Below are 6,823 nucleotides of genomic sequence, written 5' to 3'. Positions count from 1 at the left end.
GGGCTGATTTTTTTGAATGAAAAAGAAAATTATTTGACCATTAAAGAAAATGGCAATCACGAATTAACGATAAAAAAAAGTCGTTTTATTACGACTTTAATACGGACCCCAACTTTTGAAGAAGCTGAAAAGGCAATTGCCGCTGTGTCTAACAAATACCGTGATGCCACTCATAATACGTTTGCTTACACCATTGGTTTAAACGATGAGCACGTCAAAGCAAGTGACAATGGTGAACCATCTGGTACGGCCGGAGTTCCAGAACTAAAAGCCTTGCAGTTAATGAAACTCAAAAATGTCACTGCAGTAGTTACGCGCTATTTTGGCGGAATAAAATTAGGGGCTGGAGGTTTGATACGTGCATATTCTAATAGTGTGACTAAGGCAGTGGAAGCCATAGGAGTAGTTAAACGAGTTCAGCAACAAGGAGTTAAATTTCAAGTCGATTATAAAAAATTTGATGAAATCCAGCACTATCTTAATCAACAAAAAATCTTTATTGACAATATTGATTATGGCGTCAGCGTGACAATTTCAATTTACATTGATGAAAGCAAATTAGAGGAATTAGAGAATGACTTCACTAATATTTTGTTCGGCAAAATACAGTTTATTTTTCTGCCTAAAAGATATAATGAGGTTCCCGTTACTCAGCACAATTATCATGATCAATAAAAGCATAATTCAATAACTATACAAAAGAAGACAATCCACATTTAAGGAATTTGTCTTCTTTTTTCTTGTTAATTTTAGCAGTAGTCAAATTGACCTTAAAACTAGTATCTTCCAAGCTTAATCTTTCTTTTTCTTTCTTAATTGCTCAGGCTTGTCTTGCCCAAGATGCCAAACTTCCACAGTAGGATCTTTTTTACTCCGAGAATTAATCAGTTTTTGGGTCAAATTCATCAGCGGTTTATATTTTTCTCCTAAAAGACCAATAGATTCCACAAAAAACTCTAAGGCAACTGCCAGACCAGCAATTAAAACCCACATTCCCCACATTGGTGACAACAAAAACAAGAGAGAAATGAATGAAAAAATTAGCGACAAAGCATAAATAGTTAAAACAGTTTGTCTATGGGTTAAACCCATTTTCATTAGTTGATGATGCAAATGGTGCTTATCTGCTTGCGAAACAGGACGGTTATTTAATTTGCGCCGAATCATGGCATAAATCGTATCTGTAATTGGAACGCCTAAAATAGTGACTGGCACTAACAGAGAAATAAAAGTCACATTTTTTAAACCTTTAAGTGAAAATACCGCAATCATAAAGCCAATGTATAACGCCCCTGTATCACCCAAAAATATTTTTGCGGGATGAAAGTTATAAGGCAAAAATCCCAATAGACATGCAGCAAGCATAAAACAACCAATAGGTATGTATAGTTGACCGGTATGCAGAAAGAAATAACCAACGATCCCCATGGTAATAAGTGAAATCATCGAAACCCCATCGGCCAGGCCATCAAGACCATCAATTAAGTCAACAGCATTAGTTAAAGCTAAGATCCAAAAAATGGTAATTGGCAGACTCCACCATCCCAAATTTATTTGTTTGTTCAAAAATGGCAGATTGAGAACATTCATTTTAATACCGGCAAGAAAATAAATTACTAGAGCACCGATAAAAATACCCAACATTTTTTGCCTCGGCTTTAGCTCCATAATATCGTCAATTATACCGGTCAAGACAATCACACTGGATCCTAAAAGTATGCTAAAAGCCTCATGTGTTGGAAATTGCTCACGCAATAAAACAAAAGCGCCAATATTAAAGGTCACAAAAATACCCAATCCACCCAACGTTGGCATTGGTTTTTTATTTACCCTTCTTTTATTTGGAATGTCGACTGCACCTAATACAAAAGCCAATCTCCTAATAAAAGGCGTGATCGCAGCTTGTATAATCACTAAAAAAAATAATTCAACAATAATTTTAAACATAGTCGGCTACTTTCATTTATAGTTGTCTTAATTATACAAGGTGGAATAAAAATGCACAAATTAGGTTATTTGAATACAAGTATTTTTTAACAAAAAACTGTTATTTATAATTAAAAAGAACCGGGTTCAAATGAATCCAGTTCTGATTAATCTGTAAGATATAAAAACTAACTTTGAGAGGCAGCTGAACTCGTATCAGCCTCTACTTTGACATTAGTTGCCGCACTTTCTCCAGCTATTTTTCCAAAAACAACAGCATTAGTAATGCCCATTCCGCAACCAGGATAAGTCATTCCGCGCCAGCCACCTGTAGTACTTCCTGCAGCATAAAGATTGTTTATCTTGTGATCAAAATTGTCCAAAACTTCTGCTTTGGTGTTAATAGCTAGTCCACCTGCCATGTCAGGTGTTGAAGGAGCCAGTTTAGCAGCATAAAATGGCGCTTTAAAAGCTGTTAAATCTTTTTGACGACCAAATTCTGTGTCTTCACCTTTAGTGACATCATTATTCCACTTTTTAATTGTTTGCTCTAATACCTCTGGATTTAGGTTAATCTGCTGGGCTAATTCTTGTATCGTATCAGCTTTCTTAAAGTAGCCATCTTCTACCTCACGTTTTAAATGTGGTGACGGAGCTGGTGCTGAAAAAGCAGCTGGCATTTCATTTGCCATGCCTTCATCAAAAATTAACCAAACGTAACCTTGATCAAGACTTGCAATTTTTTTAGAGGCATATTCAAAATACATATCTTCCCTAAAGTGTCTTTTAGCATCTGTGCCTACCCAAATATAAGGCTTTGTCCAGGCAGTACACAGAGGACCGATACATACATTATCGCCAGATTGAGTACCAATTGAGTTTGCTATTGGCATCCACATATCTTTTAACTTAGCGCCAATTTCAGCACCCATAGTGATACCATCACCCATTTGTCTGATTGAACCATACGATTCTCCAACAGCAAAATCAGGCGCAAAACTCTTAAGCATTTCTTTATTACGAGAAAAGCCTGCTGTAGCAATAACAACACTTTGCGCTTTGTAGTTACCCTTATTAGTATGTACACCAACTACGTTATTATTCTCGTCAGTTATTAAGTTCTCAGCTGTAATATTAAAAATAAATTTTGTGCCAACTTCTTTTGCCTTATTGTAAAGCGGCTTTGACAAACCATAGCCACTTTTTTCGACAGTTAAATGAGATCTAGCTGCTGGAGTCGCATAGTCTTTCATTGCTTCTTCATTGCCAATTTCTTGGACTTCTTGAAAATTGACACCAACTTCACCAGCCAGCCATTCATAATCTTCTGCGCCATGTTCAACAATTGTTTCTCTCATGCCCGCATCTTCATAGCCTTGACCAACTGCTTTTAAATAATTATTCCAGTTTTCCTTGGAATCAGCTATTCCTTGGGCTTTTTGCAAACTAGTGCCCCCACCAGCGTTGTAATAACCGCCAGACAGAGTCATGTCGGACAGCATATAACTTGAAGTATATTCCAAGCAAATTACTGCAGCACCTTTTTGCCTTGCAGCAATAGAAGCTGAAAGACCAGCAGCTCCCGCTCCGATTACCAAAATATCTGTTTGATCTTCAAATTGCAAATCATCTGGATTAACGTTACGGTAGTCTTTGCCATTATCGTTTTTCTCAGTATTTCTCAAATCAACTTTTTTATCAAGACCACTGGGATCACCAGCCTTTGAAACAGCGTCTTTAACTGCTTTTTGGACAGCTTGAAAACTAATAGTTGCACCAGTGACTGCATCAATATTATATGACTGATGCTCAACAATTAGCTTTGGTGCTTTTTTTAAAGCAGCAGTGCTTATACCAGAAGTTTCATCCTGTTGATCAATTGTTACATCCGTAATTTTATTGTCTTTGACTGTTACCGAAACCTTAACTTCACCGCGATTACCAGAACCTTGTCCCTGATAAACGCCATCTTTTAAATTTGCCATTTTTTATCCTTTCGTTAAAATCTAAGCCTGCTTCAACGCAGATTCAACTGCTTCTTTAAATGCACGACTTGATGCAGAAGCTCCTGAAACAGCATCTACGTTAGTTGTTTTCTGAGCTAGCATTTCTGTCTTCATTTTCTTAATTGCTTTTTCACCGTAGTCAGGTGATTCGCTTTCTTTTAAAACTTCAATATTGCTGGGACGCTTATCGCTGTCAACTGTTACTCGCACTATAATTTCGTTGCCCATACCACTTGAAGATTTACCAATATATTGATTTTCAGCAGTTGAATAGCTTTCTTCTTTAACATCAGATTCTGGAAATGCAGCATCAGCATTATTTTCACTAACACTAGCACCTCAAACAACTTGCTCATCTTTAATTTTGGCGGCATTTTCACCAGCTATCTTACCAAATATTAAGCAGTCAGCCATGTCGCCACCGCCATTATATTGATTTGCACCGATATGACCCAGTTCACCAGCAGCATACAAGTGTGGCAAAACTTTCTGATCTGTATCTAATACTTCAGCATTTTTATTTCGACGTGGGCCACCCTGGGTGTTTAACATGGTGTGCTGTTGAGCTAACGAATAAAATGGCCCCGTAAGTGAAATTTTGGTCATTGACTCTGGCTTGCGGCCACATTGGTAATCAACTCCACGATCAACGAAGAAATTATATGTGTTCAAAGTATTTTCTAAAACTGCCGGATCAACTTTTATTTCTTTAGCTAAGTCAGCGATAGTTTCTGACTTAACTACTTTAGTTAAAGCTTCCTTTTGAAATTCATCATTCTCAGCTGAGAATAGTTCATCATATTTCTTCTGGTCAAAAATCATATGAGGATGCACTTGGGCTAAAGGGATTCTCCAAAGACCATGATTATAGCGATGACCATGACGGGTTGGATCGTCTTCTGCTACATAACGCGTACCATCATCGCCGACTGTGATCAGTGAACCGGCAAATAATGCTTTCCAGGCCATAATATTATGAGCTCTTTGACCTTTAGGAGCAGCTAAATTTACAGTTCCACCTGGTTCATAATTATTCATATGCCATAAATCCGCACCAACTTCTATAGCCATTTTGATGCCATCGCCATTGTTATAAAGCGTTCCGTATGGCAGTAAATTAGTTTCACCTAAATAGTCCTGCACCATTTGTTCGTTATTTTCAAATCCACCTAGCGCTAAAACTACACCATTTTTTGCTTGAACATTGAACAGCTTGTCTTTATTTTCAATCTGTACACCGATAATTGTCTTATCCGTATCCTGAATCAAGTGCTTTGCTGGTGTTGAATAAAGCACATCAATCTTGTCGCTGCGATCCAGCACATTCTGCCGCAATTTTTTCCAAAGAGCTGCATCGAATATCTGATCATGCACTAACAAGTCATCATTGGTGTCTGCGCCTTCAAATTCAGGATATTCTGCACTCATATATGCCAACATAGCAACATTTTTGTTACCTGGATTATTTTTTACGCTAAATGCTTTACCACCCAGATATTTTTCAAAGTAATCCGGTAAATTAACCATCCCTTTTACAAAAGTTTCAAGCACCTGTTCATCTAAATCAAGTGGAGCAGTCATTTTTTGATAATACTTTTTGAGCTTGTCATAATCATAACCTGCTTCAACAATCTGACCACAGTATCTGGTATTTCCACCTTCATGTCCTTCTGGAGCACTGTCAACTAGAAGAACTTTAGCTCCCTTATCTGCGGCAAAACGCGCTGCTGTAGCACCTGCTCCGCCAAAACCGATTACCACGACGTCATAAGTTGCATTCCATGATTCGTTATCTTTTAAAAACATTTTTTTCTCCCAAATTAAATTGCATTAATGCTATTAGATTGTAAAATTTTTTGCAGTCGGTACTCTCTGACTGTTACCCCGAACCACTTCTTAAAAGCCTTATAAAATGAGGCAACACTGTTAAAACCAACTAAAAAACTTACTTCAGCAGTATTTAAAGTTTTATCTTGAAGCAGATTTTGTGCCAAAATTTTTTGCACAATACTGAGTTGCTTTTTAAATGTAGTACCCTCATTTTGCAGCCATCTTTGCAAGGTCCGTGAAGAAATACCCAGTTTATTTGCTACATCTTTTAGCTGAAAATTACCCCCAGCAATCAGCTTAAAAAGAGTGTTTTGCACAACGGCTGAAATTGGAGGATTAATATTTAATTTTTTAATGTACTTTTTTAAACCGGGTTCAATAAAGTTCCACATTACATCATTCTTAGTTATAAAAGGTTGTTCTAAATCACACTTTCTAAACACCAAATAATTGTCTAAACTATTTTGACCTTTAATGCCTAAATAACTATTAATTTTTGATCCATATTTGTATTTGCTACCAACAGATACAGGAACAATATTTTTATTTGTTCCAGCTCTAATCAGACTAACTAAAGAAATTTGATCAACTAGTAGACTAAAACGTGAGAATTTACGATATTGATCCAGGTATCTGATATGAATTCTTAAATTTTCACCTTCTTTAAATCTTCCCATTTCGATTGGCCCTATAAGCTGCTGATAGGTTGCCAACCGAGAAATTGCCTGTATTCCGTTTTTACTTGATAATGCAGCAAAATATGGAGGAACAAACTGGTAAAAATTTCGGACATCGCTGCAAGCCAGCAACTGCTCATCACTTGCTTTTCTATCAAGCACCTCAAATACATGCGAATTCTTAATCCACTTGGCATTGAGATATTTGTCCATAACGCTGGAATCAAGTAACCCCGAAATAGAATCAAATGGATACCCTAGCTCTTGCAAAAAATCTTTCAGCTCAATTGTTATTTTTTGATTCACAGCAGTTTCCTCCATTCAATTTCAATTGTATACCCTTTCATTTTAGCAAAATATGTCTCTTTACGATAATATATGTCA

At 36.8% G+C, this 6,823-nt stretch carries 4 protein-coding genes and 1 pseudogene; 1 reads left to right on the top strand and 4 read right to left on the bottom strand.

The genetic code is table 11. From position 1 onward, the window contains the following. Positions 1–12: 12 nt before the first annotated feature. Positions 13–675 carry a YigZ family protein gene (locus JF76_RS03275; RefSeq protein WP_045928914.1) on the top strand — a complete coding sequence of 221 codons (663 nt, stop codon included), beginning with the start codon at positions 13–15 and terminating at the stop codon, positions 673–675. 117 nt (positions 676–792) lie between these two features. Here the strand turns inward: JF76_RS03275 and JF76_RS03270 are convergent, their stop codons facing one another. From JF76_RS03270 to JF76_RS03255, 4 genes and pseudogenes are all read right to left on the bottom strand, one after another. Next, entirely contained in the window at positions 793–1,947 is a 1,155-nt protein-coding gene (locus JF76_RS03270; RefSeq protein ID WP_045927789.1) for a glycosyltransferase family 4 protein, read from the bottom strand. A gap of 167 nt (positions 1,948–2,114) precedes the next feature. Next, on the bottom strand, positions 2,115–3,911 hold the full coding sequence (locus tag JF76_RS03265; protein ID WP_045927788.1) for an FAD-dependent oxidoreductase: 1,797 nt from the start codon (positions 3,909–3,911) through the stop codon (positions 2,115–2,117). Positions 3,912–3,932: 21 nt separating this feature from the next. Continuing rightward, a pseudogene (locus JF76_RS03260) lies at positions 3,933–5,738 on the bottom strand (FAD-dependent oxidoreductase). A 14-nt stretch (positions 5,739–5,752) separates the two neighbouring features. Continuing rightward, positions 5,753–6,745, bottom strand: coding sequence for a helix-turn-helix domain-containing protein (locus tag JF76_RS03255; RefSeq protein ID WP_052697056.1), 993 nt, complete (start codon positions 6,743–6,745; stop codon positions 5,753–5,755). Positions 6,746–6,823 lie beyond the last annotated feature (78 nt).

This window comes from Lactobacillus kullabergensis (genome assembly GCF_000967195.1).
Taxonomy (GTDB): domain Bacteria; phylum Bacillota; class Bacilli; order Lactobacillales; family Lactobacillaceae; genus Lactobacillus; species Lactobacillus kullabergensis.
This window is presented reverse-complemented; position numbering and strand designations above follow the sequence as displayed.